Here is a 26,350-nt window from a genome sequence, read left to right as displayed (position 1 = left end):
ATACGCACCTTATTGAAGTTGCCGCCATAAAACCCGTCGTAATCCGGCGCCACCACCTTCAACCGCCTGTGCATAAACGGCCTCCAACACCGTACGCGACTGACCCACGAAGCCGACCGCCGTCACTCGATACAACGCAGCCGGATTCCCGGGAGGCCTATCAACCTGTCCGAGCGACTGGACCCCATAGAGACCACCTTTGATGGGCACCCAGCTCACACTTGAAACAGGGTTCGTTCCTGCACTCACAACCGAATGCGATTCCTCTGGCGGTGCACATGTGTGGATTGAGAGGCACAGCGGCAGTGTTCCTCCTGCTGTTCGCACCCGCGCCGCGCCCAAGCTCAACCCGCTTTCAGCCGTTTGAAATGATTGATTGCGATGCCAAAAACTGCCGGCGATCTTTTGCTGGGAGAGCGCCCCTTGCATCGACGCCAGACCAATCAGTGACAGCGCCAACAGAAAAACCAGGCTGATCAGCAGGACCATGCCTGCCTGTCGCAGATACATCCCTTCAAAACGCATCTGGATCGCCCTGCCCCAACCGGCTACGTACCGCCGCCACAACGCTGTAGGCCTGGTCTTTCACCATGCCGGCCGGGTCGCGCAACGTCATATGGATACGCACACTGCGTATCAGCGACTCATCGGCGGGGTTGGTGTCATAGCGCACCACGCCTGCGGAACCCGCGTGTGCTGCCATGCCGAAACTGACCTCGAATGCCTGGACGTTATCCACCAGCACCGTTTTGGCAGGCGCCGCAGGCGTGCTGACTTTCAATTGGCCCGCTTCGAAGGTGTAGGTGAGTTGGCGTATCGCAAACCGGATCTGGCCTGGCAATGGGGCGGCGAGCGCCCGGCGTAGGCATGTGCGGTACTGCGGCAATCGGAAAGCACTGTCCAGTCAGGCGTTCCCCCATCACTGCCGACGTCGGCGGTCAGGAGGGTCAGCGACCTGGCGCTGCCTGCAGCACTCCAACCCAGAGGCCGATCAAATGCCTGCGGCGCATTTTCGATAGCGACTACTGGCAGGCAGCCGAACACGCCAGCCTGACGAATATCCTGAGTGATCTTGCCCAACACGAACCGGGCATCATCCTGAAGCAATGTTGCCGCCTGCTGGGCAGCCTGGGTCACCCGTGAATGGATGACCACCTGGCTGGCGCCGAGCACGAGCACCATCCCGATGGCGAGCGCCAGCAACAGCTCCACCAGACTGAAACCTCTGATAAAACGACTCAAGGCCCGACTTCCGAAGCGGCGGCAATACGGCTGGTCAGGCTGAACGTTTCCCGTGCGCCGGGGCCGCTCGCCGCTCTGGCGTCGTCCCAACTGATGCTGACTGTCACCTCGTTGCCGCTGACCACCACAGAACCCTTGGCGCCCTCCCCGGCAAACCCGACGATATTGGCTTCAAAGTCATGCAGGTCGAGATCCCGCACACTGGCGCCAACCGCGCTGGACACTGGCCGCCCGGTCTGGCTCCAGGAGTAATCGGCGTGCGAATTGGCACGTACCCGATCCAGCATGTCGTAGGCAATGAAACTGGCCTGGCTGATCATTCTTGAGCTGTCGGTGTACTTGAGGGCCTTGAGCTGGAGAGCCGCGGCCCCGAGCAGTCCGACTGCGAGAATCAGCACAGACACCAGCACCTCAATCAGCGTCATGCCGTATTGCTGGCAACGCAGGGCGCCGGTGGGAGATTTATTCAGGGATACGGGCATTACCGTCGTCGTCCATGTCGAGTACCGAAGAAACAGCAAAAAGCGGCTGTGCGGCCCAAGACTAGCGCCGGATTCCGGCAGGCGCCGCTGCCGGAACAAAGGGAAATACTTTGGACATAAAGGCCATCATTCAATGCCCGGAACCAGGGGCTATACCTGAATCGTCAGGCGGAAACACACGCCCCATCCACGGAGGGATGACACATGAAGCAACGAGGTTTCACCCTGATCGAGCTGCTGATCGGCCTGCTGCTCAGCGGCATGCTGATGCAATGGGCGGTCCCCGGTTTCAAAGGCTTATTGGCATCACAGCAGCGAAGCAGCGCAGCGAGCGCCCTGGCAGATGGACTGCGCTTTGCTCGCGCCGAGGCCATCGTGCGCAATCGCCCGGTCATCATTCATGCCGTGGAGGAGAGCTGGAGCCGCGGATGGCGAGTGATCGTGGACGCCAGCGGACGAGGCCATCAAGACGACAACAACCCGGTGCTATTGGCGCGTCAGGGCAGTGGGCTGGTTGCGATGGCGGGCAATGGCCCGGTCAAGACCCAGGTACGCTTCAGCGGGCTGGGTGAACCGGTGTTTGCTGGAGGAGGATTTCGTGCCGGCACCGTACACGTGTGTGACACGGAGCAGGGCCTGAGCAAGCATCAAGTGGTGCTGGCCCCCAGCGGAAGGGTCAGCCTGCGCAGTGACAACACTGAGCAGGCCTTGTGCCAGGGCGGATCATGAGCAATCAGAGCAACGAACGAACCCGCAGTTCCTTGGGCATGGAGAACGTGATGTTCTCTTCACGGCCGGCCAACTCATCGGCACCGGTGGCGCCCCACGCCTGCAGTTGCTGGATCACACCACGCACCAGCACTTCCGGCGCCGAAGCACCGGCAGTAATACCGATGCGCTCTACGCCGTCGAACCAGCTGCGTTGCAGGTCTTCAGCACCGTCGATCAGGTATGCCGGCGTGGCCATACGCTCAGCCAGCTCGCGCAGGCGGTTGGAGTTGGAACTGTTAGGGCTGCCGACAACCAATACCACGTCACATTCGTCGGCCAGTTGTTTGACTGCGTCCTGGCGATTTTGCGTGGCGTAGCAGATGTCGTCCTTGCGCGGGCCGCCGATCGCCGGGAAGCGCGTACGCAGGGCATCGATCACACGGCTGGTGTCATCCATGGACAAGGTAGTCTGAGTGACAAAGGCCAAACGCTCAGGGTTGTGCACATGCAGGCTGGCGACGTCGTTCTCGTCTTCGACCAGGTAGATGGCGCCGCCGTTGCTGGCGTCGTACTGGCCCATGGTGCCCTCGACTTCCGGGTGGCCAGCGTGGCCGATCAGGATGCATTCACGACCGTCGCGACTGTATTTGGCGACTTCGATGTGCACCTTGGTCACCAGCGGGCACGTGGCGTCGAACACTTTCAGGCCACGACCGGCCGCTTCGTTGCGGACGGCCTGGGAAACACCGTGGGCGCTGAAAATGACGATGACGTCATCGGGTACCTGTTCCAGTTCTTCGACAAAAATGGCACCGCGTGCGCGCAGGTCTTCGACCACGAACTTGTTGTGGACGACTTCATGACGCACGTAAATCGGCGGCCCGAAGACTTCCAGGGCGCGGTTGACGATTTCGATCGCCCGGTCCACGCCGGCGCAGAAGCCACGGGGGTTGGCGAGTTTGATTTGCATGCTGTGCCTCGTGCCTTGCTGGGCAAGAAATTGGGTCAACTCAACCCTTGCAGTAACCGGCTTTTGTGGGAGCTGGCTTGCCTGCGATTGCATCACTGCGGTGAACCTTTAGCACCGCGTCGTCTGCATCGCAGGCAAGCCAGCTCCCACAGAGGCCAGCCCCACAGGAGCCGGTGTCTTCATTCAGAGCGCTTTAACGTCGATGATTTCAACATCAAAGGTCAAGGTTTTACCGGCCAACGGGTGGTTGAAGTCGATGGTCACTTGCGTGTCATCGAAGGTTTTCACCACACCCGGCAACTCGGTATTTGCCGCATCATTGAAGATCACCAACAGGCCTTCCGACAAGTCCATGTCCTGGAACTGCGAACGCGGGATGATCTGCACGTTTTGCGGGTTGGGCTGGCCAAAAGCGTTTTCCGGCTGGATTTGCAGGGTGCGCTTGTCGCCGGCCTTGAAGCCGAACAGGGCCGCTTCGAAACCCGGCAGCAGGTTGCCGTCGCCAACCTTGAAGGTGGCCGGGGCTTTGTCGAACGTGCTGTCGACCGTGTCGCCATTCTCCAGGCGCAGTGCGAAATGCAAAGTGACTTCCGTGTTCTGGCCGATGCGTTGCTCAGCCAATACCTGATCAGTCATTGACGGTCTCTCCGGTTTTCTTGCTCTTGAACATATCCAGCGCCAGCATGATTGCGCCGACGGTGATGGCACTGTCGGCAAAGTTGAACGCCGGGAAATACCAGCGGTTCTGCCAATGCACCAGAATGAAGTCGATCACATGGCCCAGGGCGATGCGGTCGTACAGGTTGCCCAGCGCGCCGCCCAGCACCAGGGCCAGGGCAATGGCCAGCCAGGTGTCATCGCGGCCAAGGCGCTTGAGCCACACCACCAGCACCGCACTGACCACCACGGCGATCAAGGCGAACAGCCAGCGCTGCCAGCCGGAGCTGTCGGCCAGGAAGCTGAAGGCTGCGCCGGTGTTGTAGGCCAGGGTCCAGCTGAAGTAGTCGGGAATGACCACAATTTGCTGGAACATCTGCAGGGAGCCTTCGAAGTGAGCCTTGCTGACCTGATCGATGATCAGGACCAGCACACTCAATACGAGCCAGCCCAGACGTCCGAAACGGCTGGAAGCATTAGGCATAGTGGCGAACCTCGCCAGCACCGCTGATGTTGTCGACGCAACGACCACAGATTTCCGGATGCTCGGGGTTCACGCCAACGTCTTCACGACAGTGCCAGCAACGGGCGCATTTCGGGAAGGCCGACTTGACCACTTTGAGCTTGAGGCCCGGCACTTCGGTGGCGACCGCATCCGCCGGTGCCTGGGCAAACGGGGCCAGGCTTGCAGTGGAGGTGATCAGCACAAAGCGCAGTTCGTTGCTGAGTTTGGCCAGGTCGGCGGTCAGGCCTTCCTCGGCAAACAGGGTGACTTCGGCCTGCAGGTTGCCACCGACGGCCTTGGCCGCACGCTGCACTTCCAGTTCCTTGTTCACCGCAACCTTCACGGCCATCACGCCTTCCCAGTACTCGCGGCCCAGCTCGAAGTCGGCCGGCAATTCGGTCAAGCCTTCGTACCAGGTGTTGAGCATCACGGACTCGTTACGCTCGCCCGGCAGGTACTCCCACAATTCGTCGGCGGTGAAGGCCAGGATCGGCGCGATCCAGCGCACCAGCGCTTCGCTGATGTGATACAGCGCGGTCTGCGCCGAACGGCGTGCCTTGCTGTTCGCTCCGGTGGTGTACTGACGGTCCTTGATGATGTCGAGGTAGAAACCACCCAACTCCTGCACGCAGAAGTTGTGGATCTTCGAGTACACGTTCCAGAAGCGGTACTCGCCGTAGTTTTCCTGCAACTCGCGCTGCAGCAACAGGGTACGGTCGACGGCCCAACGGTCGAGGGCAAGCATGTCCTCGGACGCCAGGATGTCGGTGGCCGGGTTGAAACCGGTCAGGTTCGACAGCAGGAAGCGTGCGGTATTGCGGATGCGGCGGTAGGCATCGGCGCTGCGGGCCAGGATCTGGTCGGAGACGGCAATTTCGCCCGAATAGTCAGTCGACGCGACCCACAGGCGCATGATGTCGGCGCCCAGGGTGTCGTTGATTTTTTTCGGCTCGATCACGTTCTTCAGCGACTTGGACATCTTGCGGCCCGTCTCGTCGACGGTGAAGCCGTGGGTCAGCAGTTCGCGGTACGGCGCGTGGTTGTCGATGGCGCAGCCGGTCAGCAACGACGAGTGGAACCAGCCACGGTGCTGGTCGGAGCCTTCCAGGTACAGGTCGGCACGCGGGCCGGTCTCGTGGCCCATCGGGTGCGAGCCGCGCAGCACATGCCAGTGGGTGGTGCCGGAGTCGAACCACACGTCGAGGGTGTCACTGATCTTGTCGTACTGCGGCGCTTCATCGCCCAGCAGTTCGGCGGCGTCCAGCTTGAACCAGGCCTCGATGCCTTCCTGTTCAACGCGCTGGGCAACGATTTCCATCAATTCGACGGTGCGCGGGTGCAGCTCGCCGCTTTCCTTGTTCAGGAAGAACGGGATCGGCACGCCCCAGTTGCGCTGACGGGAGATGCACCAGTCCGGACGGTTGGCGATCATCGAATGCAGGCGCGCCTGGCCCCAGGCCGGGACGAACTTGGTGTCTTCGATGGCCTTCAGCGAGCGCACACGCAGGGTGTCGCCGCTGGTTGGCTCTTTGTCCATGCCGATGAACCACTGCGCGGTGGCGCGGTAGATCAACGGGGTCTTGTGGCGCCAGCAGTGCATGTAGCTGTGCTTGATGGTTTCGGTGTGCAGCAGCGAACCGACTTCCTTCAGCTTGTCGATGATCGGTTCGTTGGCCTTGAAGATGAACTGGCCACCGAAGAACTCCAGCGACGGCGCGTACACGCCATTGCTTTGCACCGGGTTGAGGATGTCGTCGTTGACCATGCCGTAGGCTTTGCAGGTTACAAAGTCGTCCACGCCATAGGCCGGCGCGGAGTGAACCACCCCCGTGCCGGAGCCCAGCTCGACGTAATCAGCCAGGTAAACCGGCGACAGGCGGTCATAGAACGGGTGACGGAAGTTGATCAGTTCCAGTGCCGAGCCAGTGGTCGTGGCGATGACCGAACCTTGCAGCTCGTAACGGGCCAGGCAGGCTTCAACCATTTCCTCGGCCAGTACCAGCAGGCGATCACCGACGTCCACCAGGGCGTAGGTGAACTCCGGATGCACGTTCAGCGCCTGGTTGGCCGGAATGGTCCACGGGGTGGTGGTCCAGATCACGATGGCGGCAGGCTTGGCCAGCGACGCGAGGCCAAAAGCCTCGGCCAGTTTGGCCTCGTCGGCGATCGGGAAAGCCACGTCGATGGTCGACGACTTTTTGTCTTCGTACTCGACTTCCGCTTCAGCCAGGGCCGAACCGCAGTCAAAGCACCAGTTCACGGGCTTGAGGCCCTTGAACACGAAACCGCCCTTGACGATCTCGGCCAAGGCACGGATTTCGCCGGCCTCGTTCTTGAAGTTCATGGTTTTGTACGGGTTGTCCCACTCGCCCAGCACGCCCAGGCGGATGAATTCGGACTTCTGCCCTTCGATCTGCTCGGTGGCGTAGGCACGGCACAGTTCGCGGGTTTTGTCCGCGCCCAGGTTCTTGCCGTAGGTCACTTCGACCTTGTGTTCGATCGGCAGGCCATGGCAGTCCCAGCCCGGAACATACGGTGCGTCGAAGCCCGAAAGGGTTTTCGAGCGCAGGATCATGTCCTTGAGAATTTTGTTCAGCGCATGACCGATGTGAATCGTGCCGTTGGCATAAGGAGGGCCGTCGTGCAGGACGAACTTCGGACGATCCTTGCCAATTTCGCGCAACTTTCCGTACAGGCCAATACTGTCCCAGCGCTGCAGGATCTGCGGTTCGCGCTGTGGCAGGCCGGCCTTCATTGGGAAGGCGGTGTCCGGAAGGTTTAGCGTGGCTTTATAGTCGGTCATTTAAGGCTCTTCGGTTAGCGATGGGCGCTAGGTGCGGCTAGTGCACGGGCGGCGGCGACATCCGCATTGATCGCCGTTTTCAACGCCTCAAGGGAGGCGAAACGCTGCTCTTCACGCAGCTTTTGGTGGAAAACCACCGTCAAACGCCGGTCATACAAATCACCGGCAAAATCCAGAAGGTGTACTTCCAGGTGGGCCTTGCCATCACCTGCAACCGTGGGCCTGACGCCTATATTGGCGACTCCCGGCCACGATTGGCCGTCGATGTCGACGCTGACGAGGTAAACCCCGGTCAGCGGCACACGGCGGCGCTTGAGTTGCACGTTGGCGGTTGGCGTGCCCAGTTGGCGCGCCAGCTTCTGGCCGTGCAGAACCCGCCCGGCAATGCGGAACGGGCGACCGAGCAAGCGCTCGGCGAGGGCGAAGTCGGCAGCGGCCAGGGCGTTACGCACCTGGGTACTGCTCACGCGCAGGCCGTCCAGTTCGACGGTTTGCGCGGCTTCGACGGTAAAACCCTGGTTGACGCCTGCGTGTTGCAGGAAATCGAAATCGCCCACGCGGTCGCAGCCGAAACGAAAGTCGTCACCGACCTCCAGGTGCTGTACGCCCAGGCCATCGACCAGGATACGGTCGACGAACTCGGCGGCACTCAGGCTTTGCAGGCGCTGGTTAAAGGCCAGGCAAAGGACACGGTCCACGCCCTCCTCGGCCAATAACTGTAGCTTGTCCCGCAAGCGGGCCAGGCGAGCCGGCGCGGTCTCGGGGGTGAAATATTCCCGTGGCTGCGGCTCAAAAATCACCACGCAGCTGGGCACGCCCAACTCGACCGCACGTTCACGCAGCCGGCCCAGGATAGCCTGGTGGCCACGGTGAACACCGTCAAAGTTGCCAATAGTGGCGACGCAGCCCCGATGCTCGGGGCGCAGGTTGTGGAGACCTCGAACCAGCTGCATAACGCGCTTCTTGCTCATAAAGTGGTCGATTATAACCACACCCGGCCCCGGACGACAGGCAACAGAACAGGCCAAATGGATCGAATCGATAAAACAACCGTTTTATCGCGGCAAAGTCTCTACCCCAACGACTTGCGATTGAAATCCCGCAGGCGGAAGCCTTGCAACAGCAACATTCCGAAGTACACCACCACACCGACGACTACCAACAGGCCAAGGCGCATAAAGCGCTCCAGCATGTGGCCTTCGTCCCAGGCGGGCATGAAGTGCATCAAGCCCAGCAGCACGGCGGACATCGCCCCTACCGCCACCAAAAGCTTGAGGGCAAACATCCCCCAGCCCGGCTGTGGCTGAAACATTTGCTGCTTGCGCAGTTGATAGAACAGCAAACCGGCGTTGATGCACGCCCCGGCGCTGATCGCCAGGGCCAACCCGGCATGGGCCAGTGGGCCGATAAATACCAGATTGAGCAATTGCGTGACGATCAGCGTGAATACGGCGATTTTCACCGGCGTACGGATGTTTTGCTGGGCATAGAAGCCCGGCGCCAGCACTTTGATCACAATGATGCCGAGCAGACCGACGGAATAGGCGATCAGCGCGCGCTGGGTCATGGAGGCGTCAAACGCGCTGAATTGGCCGTATTGGAACAGCGATACAGTCAGCGGCTCAGCCAGAATCCCCAGTGCCAGGGAACATGGCAATACCAGTACGAAGCACAGGCGCAGGCCCCAATCGAGGATGCGCGAGTATTCCTGGCGGTCCTTGCTGGCGTAGGTGCGCGACAGGGTTGGCAGCAAAATAGTGCCCAACGCCACGCCCAGCACACCGGACGGCAACTCCATCAGGCGGTCGGCATAGTACATCCACGACACCGAGCCCGAGACCAGCAGCGAAGCGAACGCGGTGTTGATGATCAGGGAAATCTGGCTCACCGACACCCCCAGGATCGCCGGCAACATGTTGCGCATTACGCGCCACACGCCGGTGTCCTTGAGGTTCAGGCGCGGCAGCACGAGCATGCCGATTTTTTTCAGGTGTGGCAGTTGGTAGAGCAACTGCGCAAGACCACCGGCCAGCACCGCCCAGCCCAGGGCCATGACGGGCGGGTCGAAGTACGGCGTGAGGAACAGCGCGAAAATGATCATGCTGACGTTCAACAGCGTCGGCACGAAGGCGGGCACCGAGAAGCGGTTCCAGGTGTTGAGGATCGCCCCGGCGAGGGATGACAGGGATATCAGCAATATATAAGGAAAGGTCACGCGCAGCAGATCAGTGGTCAGCGCGAACTTTTCCGGCGTATTGGCAAAACCGGGCGCCGTCGCCCAGATCACCCAGGGTGCGGCGAGCATGCCGGCGATGGTCACCAGCATCAGTACCAGGGTCAGCAAACCCGAGACATAGGCGATAAAGGTGCGGGTCGCCTCCTCGCCTTGCTGGGTTTTGTATTCGGCCAGGATCGGCACGAATGCCTGGGAAAACGCGCCCTCGGCAAAGATCCGCCGCAACAGGTTGGGCAACTTAAAGGCAATAAAGAACGCATCCGTGGCCATGCTGGCGCCGAAAATGCGTGCCAGCAGGGTGTCACGCACGAAGCCCAAAACCCGGGAGATCATCGTGATAGAGCTGACGGCAGCCAACGATTTGAGGAGGTTCATTGAAAGAGTTTGCGCCTATTAGATAAACAGCAGGCGAACAAAGCGCCTACTTATGCGATACTGCGCGCCTGCAACAGCACAGAGCCAAAGCTCGCGAGTTTACAGGTCAAGCGCCGGAAATAAATCACCCGCCTCTTCAGATCGACCACTCAGCAGTTCGCATCAGCCGCCCTTGACAACCCATCAAGTCATCGGCATGATTCGCGGCCTATTTTGTTTGCTATTTCCTAAAAAGTCTTTCGAGGAGCTCGACGGTGGCCAACACACCTTCCGCCAAAAAACGTGCAAAACAGGCTGAGAAGCGTCGCAGCCACAACGCCAGCCTGCGTTCCATGGTTCGTACCTACATCAAGAATGTAGTTAAAGCCATCGACACCAAAGACGCTGAAAAAGCTCAAGCAGCTTACGTTCTGGCTGTGCCTGTTATCGACCGTATGGCCGATAAAGGCATCATCCACAAGAACAAGGCCGCTCGTCATAAGAGCCGCCTGAATGGCCACATCAAGGCTCTGAACGTCGCTGCAGCAGCCTGAGTGGTAACAACTGCCACGTAACCCAGGTTGCGTAACAGTTAAGAAATGCCCCGGATCGAAAGGTCCGGGGCATTTTTGTTTGCGCCTCATATTTGACGCACACAGAACAGAATGTGGGAGCGGGCAAGCCCGCTCCCACATTTTTTGACCGCATACATTCCCAGGCACAAAAAAAGCCCCGAACCAGTCGGGGCTTTTTGCTACCGATTGATCAAACCGCAATCAATGGTGGTGACCACCTTCACCGTGGACGTGGCCGTGAGCCACTTCTTCCTGGGAAGCGTCGCGGATGGCGACGATCTTCACCTGAAAGTTCAGGCGCTGGCCAGCCAGAGGGTGGTTGCCGTCGACGGTCACGTCGTCGCCGTCCAGGTCACGGATGGTGACGATCTGCATTTGACCGTCCGGCGCGGAAGCGTGGAACTGCATACCCACTTCCAGCTCGTCAACGCCTTCGAACATGCTGCGGCTCAGGGTGCTGACCAGTTCGGCCGAGTACTCGCCGTAGGCATCTTCAGGTTCTACGGCAACGGTCAGTTCGTCACCGACGTTCTTGCCTTCCAGCGCCTTTTCCAGGCCCGGGATGATGTTACCTGCGCCTTGCAGGTAGACCAGCGGCGCGCCGCCGGCTGAGCTGTCGATGACCTCACCAGCGTCGTTGGTCAGGGTATAGTCGATGGAGACAGCCTTGTTAGCGGCGATCGTCATGGGGCGAGACCTTTTGCATAAGAATGAAGAACGGACAAGTCTAAACAAGGATTTGCCCGAAAGCGAACAGAACCCGGACAGACGGGGCCGATCAACGGCATCCTTCATCATTGGCTTCCACCAGGACGAAGACCTGCACTGGGTTGCCGAGCTGTCCTGCGGGCATACCCAGCACCTGCGCCACCAGCCACCCTGGCAGTCGCGCGCATGGGTGCTCGATGCGGCGCAACGCCTTGAAAAAATAGGTCAACCCTTTGCTTGCGGCTGGTGTGCGCAAGCGCGCGAATAACGATAACCTTGGCACCTGATTCGCGGTAGGCACCCAGCCATAGGGTGCCACCCAAGCCATGCACCTCCAGAGAATTCGCATGCAGACTTTTTTTATCGCGCCCACCGATTTTGGTGTGGGTCTGACCTCCATCAGCCTTGGGCTGGTGCGTACCCTTGAACGGGCCGGGCTGAAAGTCGGTTTCTTCAAACCGATTGCCCAGCCGCACCCGGGCGACACCGGCCCTGAGCGTTCCACCGAACTGGTGGCGCGCACCCACGGCCTGAAACCGCCGCAGCCTCTGGGCCTGGCGCACGTCGAACGCATGCTCGGCGACGGCCAGCTCGACGAACTGCTCGAAGAAATCATCACCCTGTATCAGCAAGCCGCCGTGGGCAAGGACGTGCTGATCGTTGAAGGCATGGTGCCGACCCGCAGCGCCAGCTATGCCGCGCGGGTCAACCTGCACCTGGCCAAGAGCCTGGATGCGGAAGTGATCCTCGTCTCCGCACCGGAAAACGAGGTGCTCACGGAGCTCTCCGGCCGGGTTGAATTGCAGGCCCAGCTGTTTGGCGGTCCGAAAGACCCGAAAGTGCTCGGCGTGATTCTCAACAAGGTGCGCACCGACGAAAGCATGGAAGCCTTCTCGGCGCGCCTCAAAGAGCATTCACCGTTGTTGCGCAGCGGCGATTTCCGCCTGCTCGGTTGCATCCCGTATCAACCCGAACTCAACGCCCCGCGCACCCGCGACGTAGCCGACCTGATGGGCGCACAGATCCTCAACGCCGGCGACTACGAAAGCCGGCGCATGACCAAAATCATCATCTGCGCGCGCACCATGCGCAACACCGTGGAGCTGCTCAAGCCCGGCGTGCTGGTGGTGACACCGGGCGACCGCGACGACATCATCCTCGCCGTCAGCCTGGCCGCCATTAACGGCGTGCCGCTCGCCGGCCTGCTGCTGACCAGTGACACCCTGCCCGACCCGCGCATCATGGACCTCTGCCGTGGCGCGTTCCAGGCCGGCCTGCCGGTGCTGTCGGTGAGCACCGGCTCCTACGACACGGCGAACCAGCTCAACAGCCTCAACAAGGAAATCCCCATCGATGACCGCGAGCGCGCGGAAATCATCACCGATTTCGTCGCCAGCCACCTCGATGCGCGCTGGCTGCACCAGCGTTGCGGCACGCCACGGGAGATGCGCCTGTCGCCCGCCGTGTTCCGGTACCAATTGGTTCAGCGCGCCCAGGCTGCCAACAAGCGCATCGTGCTGCCCGAAGGCAGCGAGCCGCTGACCGTACAGGCTGCTGCCATTTGCCAGGCACGGGGCATTGCCCGCTGCGTGTTGCTGGCCAAGCCGGCTGACGTGGAAGCCGTTGCCCGCGCCCAGGGCATCGAATTGCCCGAAGGCCTGGAGATTCTCGACCCGGACCTGATTCGCCAACGCTACGTCGAACCCATGGTGGCCCTGCGCAAGAGCAAGAGCCTCAACGCGCCGATGGCCGAGCAGCAACTGGAAGACACCGTGGTGATCGCCACCATGATGCTCGCCCTGGATGAAGTGGACGGCCTGGTATCCGGCGTCATTCATTCCACTGCCAACACCATCCGCCCTGCCCTGCAGTTGATCAAGACGGCGCCGGGCTGCACCTTGGTGTCGTCGGTATTCTTCATGCTGTTCCCCGAGCAGGTGCTGGTGTACGGCGACTGCGTGATGAACCCGCACCCGAGCGCGGCTGAGCTAGCAGAGATTGCCTTGCAAAGCGCCGACTCGGCGGCGGCGTTCGGCATCACCCCACGCGTGGCGATGATCAGCTATTCCAGCGGCGATTCGGCCAGCGGCGAAGAAGTGGAAAAAGTCCGCGAAGCCACGCTGCTTGCCCACGAACAACAAAGCTCGCTGCTGATCGACGGCCCGCTGCAATACGATGCCGCCGCGAACGAAACCGTGGCGCGACAATTGGCGCCCAACAGCCAGGTCGCGGGCAAGGCCACGGTGTTTGTGTTCCCGGACTTGAACACCGGCAACACCACCCACAAAGCCGTGCAACGCAGCGCCGACTGCGTGAGCCTCGGCCCGATGCTGCAAGGCCTGCGCAAACCGGTGAATGATTTGCCGCGGGGCGCTCAGGTCGATGACATCGTGTACACCATCGCGCTGACTGCGATCCAAGCCGCCAACCGACCTATGGATATCTAAATGCTGGTTTTTTTGCCTGCCGCCGTGCGCGGGGTGATCGCATCGTTGTTGCTCGCGCTCAATACGATTTTGCTGTGCTCGTTCCTGTTCATCGTCGCGTTGTTCAAGGCGCTGCCGTTTGCCAAGCGTTTCAGCGAATGGCTGATGAACCATACCCATGAAGCCTGGGTGACCAATAACAAGGGCTGGATGAACCTGGTGCGGCGCACGCGCTGGCACATCAGCGGGCTTGAGGGGCTGGACTATCAGCACTCGTACTTGGTGACCAGCAACCACCAGAGCTGGGTCGACATCATGGTGCTGCAATACGTGCTCAACCGGCGAGTTCGCCCGCTGAAGTTTTTCCTCAAGCAGGAGCTGATCTGGGTGCCGGTGATTGGCTTGGCCTGGTGGGCGCTGGGCTTTCCGTTCATGAAGCGCTACACCAAGGCCTATCTGGAAAAACACCCGGAGAAGAAAGGCAAAGACCTGGAAACCACCCGCAAGACCTGTGCGAAGTTTCGTGACAACCCGGTAGGCATTTTCAACTTCGCCGAGGGCACGCGGTTTACGCCCGGTAAGCACGCTCAGCAGAAATCACCGTTTAAGTATCTGCTCAAGCCCAAGGCTGGCGGGATTGCGTTTGTGCTGGATGCCATGGGCGAGCAGTTGAAGTCACTGGTGAACGTGACCATTCACTACCCCGCCGGACGCCCAGGGTATTGGGATTTGTTGTGCGGGAATGTGAAGGACGTGGTGGTGCAGTTTGAAGAGGTGCAGATCCCGGCCGGGTTCATTGGCAAGAATTATGAGCAGGATGGGGAGTATCGGACGGCGTTCCAGGGCTGGATCAACCGGCTGTGGGAAGACAAGGACCGTTTGCTGGATAGGCTGCACACCGATTTCCCAGACAAAAAGTGATCAAAATGTGGGAGCTGGCTTGCCTGAGATAGCGGCCTGTCAGTTGATATATGCACAGCTGAACCACCGCTATCGCAGGCAAGCCAGCTCCCTCCTTGACCGAGTACGAACATGGGAATGTAAAAAGCCCGCCACCGAATGCTCGGTGGCGGGCTTTTTTTTGGCAGCGAGGTTTAGATCGCGCCGCGCTTGCGCAACAGCTCCAGCACTTGCTTGACGCTGTCTTCCAGCGACAGGGCCTGGGTGTCGATCACCAGATCGGCATTCAACGGCACGTCGTACGGGAAGGACTCGCCAGGGATGTTATCCCCGCCAGCCGCGTACAGCCCTTGCGGATCACGCTCGGCACACACCAATGGCGACGCCTGCACGTACACGGTCAGCAGGCGATCGCTGCCGATCAGCGCCTTGGCCTGTTCGCGGCCTTCGGCATCCGGGGCCACAAATGCGGCCAGGGTCAGCAAGCCCGCTTCGTTGAACTGACGCGCCACGTGAGCGGCACGACGCCAGTTCTCGGTGCGCCCGGCACGGTCCTGCGGCAACCCCTTGTTCAGGTCGTGGCGCAGGTTCTGACCATCCAGCACAAACACTGCGCGGCCCATGTCGAACAGCTTGCGCTCAACCGCGTAGGCCAGGGTGCTTTTGCCCGCGCCCGACAGGCCGCTGAACAGCACGGTGGCCGGTTGCTGGCCGAAACGCAGTGCGCGCTCTTCGGTGGCCACATGGGCCAAATTGCCGTGTTGTGCAGAACCGCCGTGGCTGACCGGCGGCGCGATGATCATGCCCGCGGCCACGGTGCCGTTGGTCAAACGGTCAATGACGATAAATGCACCGGTGGTGCGGTTGCTGTCGTAACCGTCCAGGGCGATGGCGGCGTCGAGGCTGACCTTGACCCGGCCAATCTCGTTCAGCTGCAGGGAGCTCGCCGGGCCTTCGGCCAGGGTGTTCACGTCCACGCGGTGCACGATGCTGGTGATGGAACCCGGCACATAGCTGGTGGCGCGCTTGATGTCGTACTTCTTGCCCGGCAGCATCGGCTCTTCGCCCATCCACACCAGCATGGCGTCGAAGGCGTCGGTCACCTGCGGCACGTTGTCGGCATGCACCAGCAGGTCGCCACGGGAGATGTCGATTTCGTCTTCCATGGTCAGCGTCACGGCCTGGCCTGGGCCTGCGTGTTCCAGTTCACCTTCGAAGGTGACGATGGATTTGACGCGGCTGCTCTTGCCCGACGGCAGCACAACAACTTCGTCACCCTTGTGCACGATGCCACTGGCCAGGGTGCCGGCGAAACCACGGAAGTTCAGGTTCGGGCGGTTAACGTACTGCACCGGGAAACGCAGGTCGGTGTAGTTGCGGTCGTTGGCGATCTCGACGGTTTCGAGAATCTCCATCAGCGACTGACCGGTGTACCAGGGCGAACGCTCGCTCTTGTTCACCACGTTGTCGCCCTTGAGCGCCGACATCGGCACAAAAGCCAGAGTGCTCGGTTTGAACGCAATACCCTCGGCGAACTTCAGGTAATCGGCCTTGATTTGCTCGAACACGTTCTGGTCGAAGCCATTGATGTCCATCTTGTTGACGGCCACCACGATGTGTTTGATGCCGAGCAACGAGGCGATGAAGCTGTGGCGACGGGTCTGGGTCTGCACGCCATAACGGGCGTCGATCAGGATGATCGCCAGGTCACAGGTGGAGGCACCGGTGGCCATGTTGCGGGTGTACTGCTCATGGCCGGGGGTGTCGGCGATGATGAATTTGCGCTTGGCGGTGGAGAAGTAGCGGTAGGCCACATCGATGGTGATGCCCTGCTCGCGCTCGGCCTGCAGGCCGTCGACCAGCAAGGCCAGGTCGATGTCGTCACCGGTGGTGCCGGATTTCTTCGAATCACGGGTGATGGCTTCCAGGTGATCTTCGTAGATCATCTTGGAGTCGTGCAGCAAGCGCCCGATCAGGGTGCTCTTGCCGTCGTCGACGTTGCCGCAGGTCAGGAAGCGCAACATTTCCTTGCGCTCGTGCTGGCCCAGGTAGGCGAGGATGTCCTCGCTGATCAAATCAGATACGTGCGACATGACAACCCCTTAGAAATAACCCTGACGTTTTTTATCTTCCATCGAGCCTGCACCATCGTGGTCGATGACACGGCCCTGGCGCTCGGAAGTTCGCGTCAGGAGCATTTCCTGAATGATGTCCGTCAGCGTCTCGGCTTCAGACTCCACCGCGCCCGTCAACGGGTAGCAGCCAAGGGTACGGAAACGGACTTTCTTTTTGACGATCCGGGCTTTGTCTTCGTCGGACAGGTGCTCGAGGATGCGGTCGTCGTCGATCATGATCAACGTGCCGTTCTTCTCGATCACTTCACGCTCGGCGGCAAAATACAGCGGCACGATCGGGATGCCTTCCAGGTAGATGTACTGCCAGATGTCCAGCTCGGTCCAGTTGGACAGCGGGAACACGCGGATCGACTCGCCCTTGTTGACGTTGCCGTTGTAGACGTTCCACAGCTCCGGGCGCTGGTTTTTCGGGTCCCAGCGATGCTTGCTGTCGCGGAACGAGTACACACGCTCTTTGGCGCGGGATTTCTCTTCATCGCGACGGGCACCGCCGAACGCTGCGTCGAAACCATGCTTGTCCAGGGCTTGCTTGAGGCCCTCGGTCTTCATGATGTCGGTGTGCTTGGCACTGCCGTGGGTGAACGGGTTGATGTTCTGCGCCACGCCGTCCGGGTTGATATGGGTGATCAGGTCCAGGCCCAGCTCTTCGACCATTTTGTCGCGGAACTTGTACATCTCCTGGAATTTCCAGCGGGTGTCGACGTGCATCACCGGGAACGGCAGCTTGCCCGGAAAGAAGGCCTTGCGCGCCAGATGCAGCATCACGGCGGAATCTTTACCGATCGAGTAGAGCATCACCGGGTTGTCGAACTCGGCGGCGACCTCGCGGATGATGTGGATGCTTTCCGCCTCCAGCTGTTTCAGATGCGTCAGTTTGTCGACCATGGCTACTCACGGAAAAACGATCTTATGGACGGCCAGCGGGCCGTGTTCGAGCGGGGCATGCTAGCACAGCACCTTCTTCTATTCAGGGAGCTGGCTAGATCGAAACGGTATATGAATATACCTGCCTGTTTGGGCTTCCTGTGGGAGCTGGCTTGTGTGGGAGCTGGCTTGCCTGCGATGGCATCACCTGTATTTACCTGAATGACCGAGGTGTCTGCATCGCAGGCAAGCCAGCTCCCACACTTGAGCCTTGGTGTTCTTTAGATCGGGTTGGGGCAATCGATGAACAGATGCTCAAGCGCAAACCGCCGCGCCAGGTAATCGCCCAGCGCCTGCACGCCGTAGCGCTCGGTGGCATGGTGGCCGGCGGCGATGAAGCTGATGTCGTTTTCCCGCGCGCAGTGAAAAGTCTGCTCGGAGGCTTCGCCACTCAAATACAGGTCGACACCCGCCGCAATCGCGTCATCGATGTAGCCCTGGCCACCGCCGGTGCACCAGCCGACGCGGCGGATCATTTCGCTGCCTTCGATCAGCAGCGGCTCGCGCCCCATCACATCCTGCACGCGACGTGCGAAGTCTCGCGGTGACAGCGGCTCGGCCAGCGAGCCCACCAGGCCGACGATTTTCGGGTTGTTCGGGTCCAGCGGGCCTTCGACGGTGATGTCCAGCTGGCGGGCGAGCTGCACGTTGTTGCCCACCTCGGCATGCACATCCAGCGGCAGGTGGTAAGCCAGCAGGCTGATGTCGTGCTTGAGCAGGGTTTTCAAGCGGCGCTGCTTCATGCCGGTGATGCAGGGGTTTTCGCCCTTCCAGAAATAACCGTGGTGCACCAGCACCAGGTCGGCCTGAGCTTCCACGGCGGCGTCCAGCAGCGCCTGGCTGGCGGTCACGCCACTGACGATGCGCATCACCTGCGGGCGCCCCTCCACTTGCAGGCCGTTAGGGCAGTAATCGGCAATTTTTGCGCTGCCGAGGTAGCGGTCCGCTTCCTCGACGAGGGTGCTAAGGGGGACGGCCATAAAAGACTCCTAAATATCCCGTTCCGAGGCGCTCTCAGCCTCGTATAATGCGCGACATTATGGGCGCTCTCCCGCCCCCTGCAACCTGTCAGGACTTACTTGATGCTCAAGGCACTGCGTTTTTTTGGATGGCCATTGTTGGCTGGCGTGCTGATCGCGATGCTGATTATCCAGCGTTATCCCCAGTGGGTGGGCTTGCCCAGCCTGGATGTAAACCTGCAACAGGCGCCGCAGACCAGTTCTGTGGTGCAGGGCCCGGTCACCTATGCAGACGCCGTGGTCATCGCCGCCCCTGCCGTGGTCAACCTGTACACCACCAAGGTCATCAACAAACCGGCGCATCCGCTGTTTGAAGACCCGCAGTTCCGCCGCTATTTCGGCGACAACGGGCCCAAGCAGCGCCGCATGGAATCGAGCCTCGGCTCCGGGGTGATCATGAGCCCGGAAGGTTACATCCTCACCAACAACCACGTGACCACTGGCGCCGACCAGATTGTGGTAGCCCTGCGTGATGGCCGTGAAACCCTGGCCCGTGTGGTCGGCAGCGACCCGGAAACCGACCTCGCGGTGCTTAAAATCGATCTGAAAAGCCTGCCGTCGATCACCATCGGCCGCTCCGAAGCATTGCGCGTGGGTGATGTGGCGCTGGCCATCGGCAACCCGTTCGGCGTCGGCCAGACAGTCACCATGGGCATTATCAGCGCCACCGGGCGCAACCAGTTGGGGCTTAACAGCTACGAAGACTTCATCCAGACCGACGCCGCGATCAACCCCGGCAACTCCGGCGGCGCGCTGGTGGACGCCAACGGCAACCTGACCGGCATCAACACCGCGATTTTCTCCAAGTCCGGTGGCTCCCAAGGCATCGGTTTTGCTATCCCGGTGAAGCTGGCGATGGAGGTGATGAAGTCGATCATCGAGCACGGCCAGGTGATTCGCGGCTGGCTGGGTATTGAAGTGCAGCCGCTGACCAAGGAACTGGCCGAATCGTTCGGCCTGACCGGGCGCCCTGGCATTGTGGTCGCCGGGATCTTCCGTGACGGCCCGGCGCAGAAAGCCGGCCTGCAGTTGGGTGATGTGATCCTGAGCATCGACGGCGAACCGGCCGGTGATGGCCGCAAGTCGATGAACCAGGTGGCGCGGATCAAGCCGACCGACAAGGTGGCGATCCAGGTGATGCGCAATGGTAAAGAGATCAAGCTCTCGGCGGAGATCGGTCTGCGTCCGCCGCCTGCGCCAGTGAAAGAAGAGGAATAACGTTGCCGGGAGCCCATTCGCGAGCTCCTGTAACTTGATGTTTCAACGGAAATTCATTCTCATTAGGCATGTTATATTGTTTCAATATCGCTATTGGAACGCTCTATCATGTCGTCTCGAAGAATTGCCCCCATGGCCGGCCTGGCCCTGGGTTTGTTGCTTGACCCCGCCTATGCCGAAGACAACACCCTTGAACTGGACGCCATAAGCGTCACCACCGACGCGTATGAATCCGCCACCGGCCCGGTCAAAGGCTACCGCGCGAACCGTTCCGCCAGCGCGACCAAAACCGACACCGCGATTCGCGATATCCCACAAGCCATCAGCGTCATTCCTGCCACCGTGCTCAAAGACCTGGGCAGCACCAGTGTGGAGCGCGGCCTGGAATTTGCCGGCGGCGTGTCCAAACAGAACAACTTCGGCGGCCTGACCCTCTACGAGTACAGCGTGCGCGGCTTTACCACTTCGGAGTTCTATCAGGACGGTTTCAGCGCCAACCGTGGCTACCCGAGCACACCGGACGCCGCCAACATCGAACGCATTGAAGTGCTCAAGGGCCCCGCCGCCAGCCTGTACGGGCGTGGCGACCCGGGCGGCACCGTGAACATCGTCAGCAAGAAACCTCAGCCAGACGCCTTCACCACTCTGCAAACCAGCGCCGGCAGCTGGGACCGCTATCGCACCGCGCTGGATGTGAATACACCGCTGGACAGTGATGGCCACGTATTGTCACGCGTAAACCTGGCCGTGGAGGACAATCACAGCTTCCGCGACCACGTTGACGCCCAGCGCGTATTCGTCGCGCCGTCGTTCAGCTGGCAACTGGACCCGGACACCAGCCTGCTCGTCGAAAGTGAATTCGTGCGCCACAGCTCCACCTTCGACCGCGGCATCGTGGCGCCCCATGGCATGTCGCGCTCCACCTTCCTGGGCGAGCCCAACGACGGCAACATCCGCAACCACAACAACCGCCTGCAGGCCACCCTGGAACATCACCTCAACGATGCCTGGAAACTGCGCCTGGCCAGCCACTACAAGCAAGGCAGCCTGTGGGGCGACGCCTCGGAAAGCCGCGCGCTGAATGCCGACGGCCACACCGTCAACCGCCGCTACCGCGAGCGCTCCACCGGTTGGCACGACAGCATCACCCAACTGGAATTGCGCGGCCTGTTCGATATCGGCAGCTGGCAGCATGAACTGCTGATCGGCACCGAGTACGAGGACTACCGCAAAAAAGAACGCGTGACCGCCATCGCCGGCAGCCCCTACGCCATCGATATTTACAAGCCGATTTACGGCCAGCCCAAACCCAACGGCGCACGTTCCGGCAGTGACTTTTTCGAACAGACCAAAAGCCACGCGCTCAATCTGCAAGACCAGATCATCTTCACCGACCGTCTGCGCGGCATGCTCGGCGCGCGTTTCGAGCACTTCGAACAAAGCACCGACGACTTCGCACGCAACCACGCCAAGAGCCGGCAAACCCACGACGCCCTGACCCAGCGCGCCGGCCTGCTCTACCAACTGACGCCGCAGGTCGGCGTGTTCGCCAACGCTTCTACCTCGTTCAAACCCAACAATGGCCTGGACGCCGCCGGCAAATCCTTCAAGCCGGAAGAAGGCGTGGGCTACGAAGTGGGGGTCAAAAGCGAGCTGTTCGACGACCGCCTGAGCGCCACCCTCGCCGCCTTTCATATCGAAAAGGAAAACGTACTCACCCTCGACCCGGCCACCAACCTCAACCGCGCCATGGGCAAGGCGCGCAGCCAGGGTGTTGACCTGCAACTGAGCGGGCAAGTGACGGACGCCATCCGGGTGATCGGTGCCTTCGCCTACATCGACGCAGAAGTCACCAAGGGCGACAAGGCCATTCCCGCCGGCAGCCGCATTCTCGGTGTGGCCAAACGCAGCGGCAGCCTGTTGGGCGTGTATGAATTTCAGGACGGCGCGTTACGCGGCTCGGACATGGGCGCGGCGTTTACCTACGTGGGCGACCGCTCGGGCGAGGCCGGCAGCAGCTTTAAGCTGCCGGCGTATCACACCGTCGACCTGCTCGCGCATTACAAGGCCACGGACAACGTCACCGTGGGCCTGAACCTCAACAACCTGTTCGATGAAAAGTACTACGAGCGCTCCTACAGCAATTACTGGGTCAACCCCGGCGAGCCGCGCAATTTCACCGTCAGCCTGACCCTCAACCTGTAAAAGGACGCCACCATGCACCTGCTCAAACCTCTCGCCCTGATGGGCTTGTTGTTCGCTGCCGACGTATCCGCCCATGGCCTGTGGACCGAACAACGTCGCGGCAATATCGAAGTGATCTACGGTCATGGCGCCGAAGACAACGCGTTCAAGCCCCAGAAAATCAGCGGCGCCTGGGCCTATGACGCCAGCGGCAAGATGATCCCGGTCACCGTCGAACGCCTGGCCGACCACGCACGCCTCAAGCCACTCAAGCCCCCGGCCGTATTGGCGGTGGCGCTGGACAACGGCATGTGGTCGCAGACGGCGGATAAAAAATGGATTAACCAGGGCCGCAGCAAGGTCGAGGGGGCGATAGCGTCAACCCAGACCTTCAAATACAGCCTGGCGATCTACGAGCCTGGAGCCAAACTGCCGGAGTTAAAGCACATCAAACTGCTGATCCTGCCGGAAGCCGACCCACTGACCGTAGGGCCGGGCAAATCACTGCCGGTGCGCGTGCTGCTGGATGGCAAGCCGGCGGCGGGGGTCAAATTGGTCGGCGACTATCGCAACATGCCGAATACCTTGAGCACCGAGACCGACAAGGATGGCCGCGCCCAGGTGCTGGTGCGCAATGAGGGGCTGAATGTGATTTCGGCGCAGGTGGAAGTGCCGCTCAAGGACAACCCGGATGTGGCGACACAGGGGCTGTTCACCTCGCTGACGTTCCTCGGTGAACCGCACCACGAATAACACCACTATCCAAAGTGGGCACACTCTTTGTGGGAGCTGGCTTGCCTGCGATAGCAGTCCTTCAGCCAAGTATTCATCGGCTGACACACTGCTATCGCAGGCAAGCCAGCTCCCACAGTTGATCGATATCGTTTCGACAATCGGGTTACAGCGCCAACGGCGCCCGCTCGCACAGGGTGTTCAACGCCACCGCCCACTGCGGGTCATCATTGAGGCACGGCACCAGCACCAGCTCCTCGCCTCCCGCTTCGCGGAACTGCTCCGACCCGCGATCGCCGATCTCTTCCAGCGTCTCGATGCAATCGGCGACAAACGCCGGGCACATCACCAGCAGTTTTTTCACGCCTTGTTGGGCGAGGGTTTCCAGGCGGGCTTCGGTGTAGGGTTCGATCCACTTGGCGCGGCCCAGGCGCGACTGGAAAGCCACCGACCATTTGTCCGCAGGCAGCCCCATGCGGGCGGCAAAGTCTCGCGCCACGCTGAAACACTGGCCGCGATAGCAGGTGGCACGCACCTGGGCTGAAGCATTGGCGCAGCAATCGGTGGCGCCGTCAAAGGTATGGCCCGGGTTGAGCTTTTGCAGGTGGCGCTCCGGCAAACCGTGGAAGCTGAACAGCAGGTGATCGTAGTCCTGCTGCAAATGCGGCTTGGCGCTCGCCACCAGGGCGTCGAGGTATTCGGGTTGATCGTAGAAGGGTTGCAGGATCGCAAACTGCACATCGAGTTTTTTCTCACGCACTACACGGCGGGCCTCTTCAATGACCGTGGTCACAGTGCTGTCGGCAAACTGCGGGTACAACGGCGCCAGGGTAACCTTGCGAATGCCCTGTGCGGCCAATCGGGTCAGCACGCTTTCAATGGAGGGCTCGCCGTAACGCATCGCCAGTTCCACCGGGCCATGGGTCCACTGCGTGGTCATTTGCTGCTGCAGGCGACGGCTGAGCACCACCAGCGGCGAGCCTTCATCCCACCAGATCGAGGCGTAGGCATGCGCCGACTGCTCGGGGCGCTTGATCAGAATCAACGACACCAGCAAACGTCGGACCGGCCACGGCAGATCGATCACGTACGGGTCCATCAGGAACTGATTGAGGTAGCTGCGCACATCGGCCACCGAAGTGGACGCCGGTGAACCCAGGTTGACCAATAACAACGCGTGATCCGTCATGCAACATCCTATGGCTAGAGGCGGCTGGACAAGTCTTCCAGGGCCGCATGCAACTCAGTGAACTGAAAAGTGAAACCGGCAGCCAGCAACCGTTCGGGCACCGCTTTCTGCCCGCCCAGCAACAGACCGGACAACTCGCCCAACCCGACCTTCAAGGCGAACGCCGGCATCGGCATGAACGCGGGGCGGTGCAACACCTGGCCCAGGGTCTTGGCAAATTCGCGGTTACGCACCGGGTGGGGTGCGCAGGCATTATAAGGACCACTGGCGTCAGGCTTGTGCAGAAGAAAATCAATCAGGGCGATTTGATCCTGAATGTGCACCCATGGCATCCACTGGCGACCATTGCCGATAGGCCCGCCCAGCCCCAGCTTGAACGGCAGCAACAGGCGCGACAAAAAGCCGCCCTTGGCTGCCAGCACCAACCCCGTACGCACCAGCACCACGCGCACGCCCAATGCTTCGGCGCGCAGGGCGGTTTCTTCCCAGGCGATGCACAACTGGCTGGGGAAATCGTCCTGCACCGGGCCGCTGGCTTCGGTGAGTTCACGCTCGCCGCCGTCGCCGTACCAGCCTACGGCAGAACCGGAAATCAATACGGCGGGCTTTTGTTCCTGAGTTTCAATCCACGCCAGCAGGGTTTCAGTGAGGCCGATGCGGCTGCTCCACAGCAACGCCTTGCGTTTTTTGGTCCAGGGTCTGTCCGCGATGGGCGCGCCGGCCAGGTTGACCACCGCATCGACATGGCCGATCACGTCCTGCAGACGGCCGACACCCAGTACCTGGGGGCCACACCATTGGGCCACGGTCTCCGGCTCGCGGCTCCACACCGTCAAGCGATGGCCCTGGGCAAGCCAGTGCAGGCAAAGTTTGCGGCCGATCAGACCCGTACCGCCGGTCAGCAAAATATGCATGGGAACCTCCTCATGTAACGTTCGCCGCCCGCCGTTAGTCTATTTTATAAGCAGGGATCATTTGTAATCGGGCGTGGCCTGTCGTTTAACCATAGGCCACGCCGTTAGAACAGGTACGCCAAAACTTATACCAAAAAACAATATTGTACAGCTATTGGTGTCGGCGTAGTCTGTACCCAACGGTAAAACGAGGCCCCCCATGACTGTTCCCATCGCGATCATCGGCACCGGCATTGCCGGTCTCTCCGCCGCCCGAGCGTTACGAGACGCGGGGCACGTCGTACAACTCTTCGATAAAAGCCGCGGCAGTGGTGGCCGCATGTCCAGCAAGCGCAGCGACGCCGGCGCACTGGACATGGGTGCGCAATATTTCACCGCCCGCGACCGGCGCTTCGTCAACGAAGTGCAGCGCTGGCAAAGCAACGGCTGGGCCGAGCAATGGAAGCCACAGCTGTACAACTTCAAGTCAGGCCAACTCACCCCCTCCCCCGATGAACAGATCCGCTGGGTCGGCACGCCGCGCATGAGCGCGATTACCCGTGCACTGCTTGATGATTTGCCGGTGGAATTCGGTTGCCGCATTACCGAGGTGTTCCAGGGCAAACAGCATTGGAACCTGCTCGACGCCGACGGCGGCAACCACGGCCCGTTCAGCCACGTAGTCATCGCCACACCGGCGCCGCAAGCCACCGCCCTGCTGGCCGCCGCGCCCAAGCTGGCAAGTGCTGCCGCCGGGGTCAAAATGGACCCGACCTGGGCCATCGCCCTCGCCTTCGACAAACCGCTGGATACCCCCATGCAAGGCTGCTTCGTGCAAGACAGCCCGCTCGACTGGCTCGCGCGCAACCGCAGCAAACCCGGGCGCGACACCACCCTCGACACCTGGGTGCTGCACGCCACCAGCACCTGGAGCAAGGCCCATCTGGACCTGCCCAAGGAAGCCGTGATCGAGCACCTGCACGGCGCCTTCGCCGAACTGCTGCACAGCGCCATGCCCGCGCCGTCCTTCAGCCTGGCCCACCGCTGGCTGTACGCGCGGCCCTCCAGCAGCCATGAGTTCGGCGTGCTGGCGGATGCCGATCTGGGCCTGTACGTGTGTGGCGACTGGTGCCTGTCAGGCCGGGTCGAAGGTGCCTGGCTCAGTGGCCAGGAAGCCGCGCGACGCTTGATCGAACACCTGCAATGAACCGCATCAACCCGGCCAAATTGCTGCTGTCGAAGTGGACAGCAGCCCACCCTCGCAACAAGGAAAAACATTTCCTCGTCACCGAGCTGTTTCGTGACGAAGAAGGCACCGTGCTGGAAATCGAGCTGCAAGCCATCATGACCCGCCGCGCCGAACGCCTGGCCTGGCAGACCCTGCAAAATGCCGAAGACTGGCGAATCGGCTGGAAATAGCCGCGCCGCAAATACTTGTACAAAATATTTGACTTGTACAGCATCAAACCTATGATGAGATTTAGTTG

General features: G+C 60.9%; 24 protein-coding genes and 1 pseudogene. 10 read left to right on the top strand and 15 right to left on the bottom strand.

Annotated elements, in window-relative coordinates; all coding sequences use genetic code 11:
- Positions 1–9: 9 nt before the first annotated feature.
- From ATI14_RS11170 to pilV, 3 genes and pseudogenes are all read right to left on the bottom strand, one after another.
- The gene (locus ATI14_RS11170) at positions 10–525 is read right to left on the bottom strand and encodes a pilus assembly PilX family protein (protein WP_016971182.1); all 516 of its coding nucleotides are present in this window, start codon (positions 523–525) and stop codon (positions 10–12) included.
- Positions 515–1,242 (bottom strand): annotated as a pseudogene (locus ATI14_RS11165) (PilW family protein). The gene ATI14_RS11170 and the pseudogene ATI14_RS11165 overlap by 11 nt, the downstream one beginning before the upstream one ends.
- Positions 1,239–1,724 carry a type IV pilus modification protein PilV gene (gene pilV, locus ATI14_RS11160; protein ID WP_016971184.1) on the bottom strand — a complete coding sequence of 162 codons (486 nt, stop codon included), beginning with the start codon at positions 1,722–1,724 and terminating at the stop codon, positions 1,239–1,241. The pseudogene ATI14_RS11165 and the gene pilV overlap by 4 nt, the downstream one beginning before the upstream one ends.
- A gap of 204 nt (positions 1,725–1,928) precedes the next feature.
- On the opposite strand from pilV, the gene ATI14_RS11155 reads away from it, so the two are divergent.
- A complete protein-coding gene (locus ATI14_RS11155) occupies positions 1,929–2,453 on the top strand; it encodes a GspH/FimT family pseudopilin (RefSeq protein WP_016971185.1) in 525 nt (174 codons plus the stop codon).
- A gap of 4 nt (positions 2,454–2,457) precedes the next feature.
- Here the strand turns inward: ATI14_RS11155 and ispH are convergent, their stop codons facing one another.
- The 6 genes from ispH to murJ all read right to left on the bottom strand — a co-directional run bounded on the left by ispH (position 2,458) and on the right by murJ (position 9,981).
- Entirely contained in the window at positions 2,458–3,405 is a 948-nt protein-coding gene (gene ispH, locus ATI14_RS11150) for a 4-hydroxy-3-methylbut-2-enyl diphosphate reductase (protein ID WP_016971186.1), read from the bottom strand.
- 183 nt (positions 3,406–3,588) lie between these two features.
- Positions 3,589–4,026, bottom strand: a complete 438-nt coding sequence (gene fkpB / locus ATI14_RS11145) for an FKBP-type peptidyl-prolyl cis-trans isomerase (protein WP_177006362.1) — start codon at positions 4,024–4,026, stop codon at positions 3,589–3,591.
- A 7-nt stretch (positions 4,027–4,033) separates the two neighbouring features.
- Positions 4,034–4,546, bottom strand: a complete 513-nt coding sequence (gene lspA, locus ATI14_RS11140; protein WP_016971188.1) for a signal peptidase II — start codon at positions 4,544–4,546, stop codon at positions 4,034–4,036.
- Complete coding sequence (ileS, locus tag ATI14_RS11135; RefSeq protein WP_016971189.1) at positions 4,539–7,370, bottom strand: isoleucine--tRNA ligase; 2,832 nt, start codon at positions 7,368–7,370, stop codon at positions 4,539–4,541. Before ileS ends, lspA begins: the two co-directional genes overlap by 8 nt.
- Before the next feature lie 14 nt (positions 7,371–7,384).
- Complete coding sequence (gene ribF, locus ATI14_RS11130) at positions 7,385–8,323, bottom strand: bifunctional riboflavin kinase/FAD synthetase (RefSeq protein WP_016971190.1); 939 nt, start codon at positions 8,321–8,323, stop codon at positions 7,385–7,387.
- Between the two features lie 119 nt (positions 8,324–8,442).
- Positions 8,443–9,981, bottom strand: a complete 1,539-nt coding sequence (gene murJ, locus ATI14_RS11125; protein ID WP_016971191.1) for a murein biosynthesis integral membrane protein MurJ — start codon at positions 9,979–9,981, stop codon at positions 8,443–8,445.
- Positions 9,982–10,235: 254 nt separating this feature from the next.
- On the opposite strand from murJ, the gene rpsT reads away from it, so the two are divergent.
- The gene (rpsT, locus tag ATI14_RS11120) at positions 10,236–10,514 is read left to right on the top strand and encodes a 30S ribosomal protein S20 (RefSeq protein ID WP_003171647.1); all 279 of its coding nucleotides are present in this window, start codon (positions 10,236–10,238) and stop codon (positions 10,512–10,514) included.
- Positions 10,515–10,736: 222 nt separating this feature from the next.
- Here rpsT and ATI14_RS11115 read toward each other — a convergent pair whose 3' ends face one another.
- On the bottom strand, positions 10,737–11,222 hold the full coding sequence (locus tag ATI14_RS11115; protein ID WP_003188398.1) for an FKBP-type peptidyl-prolyl cis-trans isomerase: 486 nt from the start codon (positions 11,220–11,222) through the stop codon (positions 10,737–10,739).
- Between ATI14_RS11115 and ATI14_RS11110 the strand changes: the two genes are divergently transcribed.
- The 3 genes from ATI14_RS11110 (at position 11,221) to ATI14_RS11100 (ending at position 14,590) form a co-directional block, all read left to right on the top strand.
- Positions 11,221–11,511: a DUF3565 domain-containing protein gene (locus ATI14_RS11110; RefSeq protein WP_080520063.1), complete on the top strand. Its 291-nt coding sequence runs from the start codon at positions 11,221–11,223 to the stop codon at positions 11,509–11,511. The two genes, ATI14_RS11115 and ATI14_RS11110, sit on opposite strands and share 2 nt — an antisense overlap.
- A 79-nt stretch (positions 11,512–11,590) precedes the next feature.
- Entirely contained in the window at positions 11,591–13,690 is a 2,100-nt protein-coding gene (pta, locus tag ATI14_RS11105) for a phosphate acetyltransferase (protein WP_080520064.1), read from the top strand.
- Complete coding sequence (locus ATI14_RS11100; RefSeq protein ID WP_016971194.1) at positions 13,691–14,590, top strand: acyltransferase; 900 nt, start codon at positions 13,691–13,693, stop codon at positions 14,588–14,590.
- Between the two features lie 173 nt (positions 14,591–14,763).
- Here the strand turns inward: ATI14_RS11100 and cysN are convergent, their stop codons facing one another.
- The 3 genes from cysN to ATI14_RS11085 form a co-directional block, all read right to left on the bottom strand.
- Positions 14,764–16,662, bottom strand: a complete 1,899-nt coding sequence (gene cysN, locus ATI14_RS11095; RefSeq protein ID WP_016971195.1) for a sulfate adenylyltransferase subunit CysN — start codon at positions 16,660–16,662, stop codon at positions 14,764–14,766.
- A 9-nt stretch (positions 16,663–16,671) separates the two neighbouring features.
- The gene (gene cysD, locus ATI14_RS11090; protein WP_016971196.1) at positions 16,672–17,589 is read right to left on the bottom strand and encodes a sulfate adenylyltransferase subunit CysD; all 918 of its coding nucleotides are present in this window, start codon (positions 17,587–17,589) and stop codon (positions 16,672–16,674) included.
- 260 nt (positions 17,590–17,849) lie between these two features.
- Entirely contained in the window at positions 17,850–18,608 is a 759-nt protein-coding gene (locus ATI14_RS11085) for a Nif3-like dinuclear metal center hexameric protein (RefSeq protein ID WP_016971198.1), read from the bottom strand.
- Between the two features lie 102 nt (positions 18,609–18,710).
- Between ATI14_RS11085 and algW the strand changes: the two genes are divergently transcribed.
- The 3 genes from algW to ATI14_RS11070 all read left to right on the top strand — a co-directional run bounded on the left by algW (position 18,711) and on the right by ATI14_RS11070 (position 22,802).
- A complete protein-coding gene (gene algW / locus ATI14_RS11080; protein ID WP_016971199.1) occupies positions 18,711–19,865 on the top strand; it encodes a Do family serine endopeptidase AlgW in 1,155 nt (384 codons plus the stop codon).
- 108 nt (positions 19,866–19,973) lie between these two features.
- Positions 19,974–22,070 carry a TonB-dependent siderophore receptor gene (locus ATI14_RS11075; protein WP_080519804.1) on the top strand — a complete coding sequence of 699 codons (2,097 nt, stop codon included), beginning with the start codon at positions 19,974–19,976 and terminating at the stop codon, positions 22,068–22,070.
- A 12-nt stretch (positions 22,071–22,082) separates the two neighbouring features.
- Positions 22,083–22,802 carry a DUF4198 domain-containing protein gene (locus ATI14_RS11070; protein ID WP_016971201.1) on the top strand — a complete coding sequence of 240 codons (720 nt, stop codon included), beginning with the start codon at positions 22,083–22,085 and terminating at the stop codon, positions 22,800–22,802.
- Positions 22,803–22,947: 145 nt separating this feature from the next.
- On the opposite strand, the gene hemH is transcribed toward ATI14_RS11070, so the two are convergent.
- On the bottom strand, positions 22,948–23,970 hold the full coding sequence (gene hemH, locus ATI14_RS11065) for a ferrochelatase (RefSeq protein WP_016971202.1): 1,023 nt from the start codon (positions 23,968–23,970) through the stop codon (positions 22,948–22,950).
- A 14-nt stretch (positions 23,971–23,984) separates the two neighbouring features.
- Positions 23,985–24,884, bottom strand: coding sequence for a TIGR01777 family oxidoreductase (locus tag ATI14_RS11060; RefSeq protein WP_016971203.1), 900 nt, complete (start codon positions 24,882–24,884; stop codon positions 23,985–23,987).
- A 199-nt stretch (positions 24,885–25,083) separates the two neighbouring features.
- Between ATI14_RS11060 and ATI14_RS11055 the strand changes: the two genes are divergently transcribed.
- Positions 25,084–26,070, top strand: a complete 987-nt coding sequence (locus tag ATI14_RS11055) for an NAD(P)/FAD-dependent oxidoreductase (protein ID WP_016971204.1) — start codon at positions 25,084–25,086, stop codon at positions 26,068–26,070.
- Complete coding sequence (locus ATI14_RS11050) at positions 26,067–26,282, top strand: TIGR02450 family Trp-rich protein (RefSeq protein ID WP_016971205.1); 216 nt, start codon at positions 26,067–26,069, stop codon at positions 26,280–26,282. The genes ATI14_RS11055 and ATI14_RS11050 overlap by 4 nt, the downstream gene beginning before the upstream one ends.
- Positions 26,283–26,350 lie beyond the last annotated feature (68 nt).

This window comes from Pseudomonas tolaasii NCPPB 2192 (genome assembly GCF_002813445.1).
In the GTDB taxonomy this organism is placed as follows: Bacteria; Pseudomonadota; Gammaproteobacteria; order Pseudomonadales; family Pseudomonadaceae; genus Aquipseudomonas; species Aquipseudomonas tolaasii.
The sequence above is the reverse complement of the archived record's forward strand: the minus strand, read 5'-3'. Positions and strand labels throughout refer to the sequence as shown.